Source organism: Komagataeibacter kakiaceti JCM 25156, assembly GCF_000613305.1.
Window position 1 is genome coordinate 1 of the sequence record NZ_BAIO01000432.1, and the last position, 2,015, is coordinate 2,015.

4 protein-coding genes are annotated in these 2,015 nt (G+C 67.3%); all 4 read left to right on the top strand.

The annotated features are described in order from the left end of the window. A partial coding sequence (locus JCM25156_RS24940) for an amidohydrolase family protein (protein ID WP_034960146.1) occupies positions 1 to 400 on the top strand: 400 nt, incomplete at its 5' end. 72 nt (positions 401 to 472) lie between these two features. Then, complete coding sequence (locus tag JCM25156_RS31380; RefSeq protein ID WP_277909473.1) at positions 473 to 790, top strand: 2-oxoglutarate and iron-dependent oxygenase domain-containing protein; 318 nt, start codon at positions 473 to 475, stop codon at positions 788 to 790. A 94-nt stretch (positions 791 to 884) separates the two neighbouring features. After that, complete coding sequence (locus JCM25156_RS31385) at positions 885 to 1,445, top strand: isopenicillin N synthase family dioxygenase (protein WP_242402684.1); 561 nt, start codon at positions 885 to 887, stop codon at positions 1,443 to 1,445. After that, on the top strand, positions 1,442 to 2,015 hold a 574-nt coding region (locus JCM25156_RS14880), incomplete at its 3' end, for an alpha/beta fold hydrolase (protein ID WP_025813695.1). The genes JCM25156_RS31385 and JCM25156_RS14880, both read left to right, overlap by 4 nt.

Below are 2,015 nucleotides of genomic sequence, written 5' to 3' on the forward strand. Positions count from 1 at the left end.
CTCGAACGATACCGCCTCCATGTGGATGGAAACGCGCAATGCGATGCTGCTGGGCCGTAGCCATAACGGGCCGGAATCCATGGGCGCGCGTGATGCGCTGGACATGGCGACCCGTGGCAGCGCCGCATGCCTGGGCTGGGCGGATGAGATCGGCCACCTGTGCCCCGGCGCCTGCGCCGATCTGGTGCTGTGGCACATGAGCGATGTCGCGCTGGCCGGGGCCGTGACGGACCCGGTGGAGGCGTGGCTGCGCTGCGGTCCCGCCGTGGCGCATACCACTATTGTCAATGGCCGCGTGCTGGTGGAAAACTGTGAACCCCGGCAGACGGGACTGACCGATGTCCTGCGCGCGCATGCGGCGCAGGCACGGCGGATACAGGAAGCCGGGCTGAATGACTGATTACGGCCCACGCGCGGCCTGCCACGGGGGTGGCCCGCGCGCGGTAAATGGACAGACCGGGGGAAAGAAGGAATGACGGAACACGCACGCGCTGCGGCATGGCAGGGGTTGCCTGTCATATCTGTAGCGGGCCTGAGCGCGCCATCACGCGCCCGGCGCGAGGAAGTGGGCGCGGCGCTGCATGTCGCCTGTCGCGACATGGGTTTTTTCTACTGTGTGGACCATGGTGTACCGGCCGGGCTGATCGCGGCGGTCTTCGCGCAGTCTCGCGCGTTCTTCGCCCTGCCCGAGGCGGAGAAGGAAGCCTTAACAAGAACCGTTCCACCTGCAACCGGGGCTACGAACCCCTGCGTGACCAGACGCTGGAACCCGGCGCGCCGCCGGACCTGAAGGAAGGGTTCTATATCGGCCCGGAAAAACCGCTGGATGATCCCGCCGTTCTGGCCGGGCGCTTCAATCAGGGGCCGAACCAGTGCCAGCGGATATGCCGGAATTCCACCGGGTCATGATGGAATACAGCGCCGCCATGACCGAACTGGGCGAGCGGCTGATGCGGGGCATCGCCCTCTCGCTCGGCCTGGCCGAGGATTATTTCGCCGCCTTCTGCCGTGACCCGCTCACCACGCTGCGCCTGCTGCATTACCCGCCCCAGCCAGCCAAGGCCCCGCCGGGGCAGAAGGGGGCGGGCGCGCATACCGATTTCGGCGGCCTGACCCTTCTGTTGCAGGATGACAGTGGTGGCCTTCAGGTCCGCGCACCGGATGGCGAGTGGCTGGACGCCATGCCCATTCCGGGCAGTTTTGTCATCAACCTGGGGGACATGATCTCGCGCTGGACCAACAACCGCTACCGCTCCACGCTGCATCGGGTCATCAACACCTCGGGCCATGAACGGTATTCGGTGCCGTTCTTCCATACCGGCAATCCCGATCAGGTGGTTTCGTGCCTGCCGGGCTGCCTTGAGCCGGGGGAAAGCCCGCTCTGGCCGCCCGTTACGGTGGAGGATCACCTGCGCACCATGTACGACCGGACCTATGGCCGATGAGCGGGACGCACGGTTCGCCCGTCATCCTCATTCACGGTGCATGGCAGGGAAGCTGGGTATGGCAGCCCTTTCTGTCCGCATGGGCGCAACGCACCGGCATTCCCGCCCATGCGGTTGACCTGCCGGGCAACGGGGCGGACGGCGCGCCTGCGCGGGATGCGACGCTGGCGGGTTACGTGGCGCATGTGGCCAGCGTCATGGACACGCTTGGCCAGCCGGTGACCCTCGTGGCCCATTCCGGTGGCGGGGTCGTGGCCTCCGCCGTGGCCGAGCGTTTTCCGGACCGCGTGCGCGGCATTGCCTATCTGGCGGGCATGATGCTGCCCGATGGTGTGGGCTTCGGGCAGGTGGTGGAGAAGATGCTGCCCGATCATCCGGCGGCGTCGGGCATCAACCCCTATCTGAACTGGCCGGAACCGGGCGTGGTGTCCGTTGTCCCGCCGGAGGCCGCGGTTGCCATCTTCCTGCATGACTGCCCGCCTGACGTGGCCATCGCCGCATCGCGCAGGCTTACCCCGCAGGGGCTGGGCGGGCTGGATCTGCGCGCGCGGCTGACCCCGGACGCTTCGG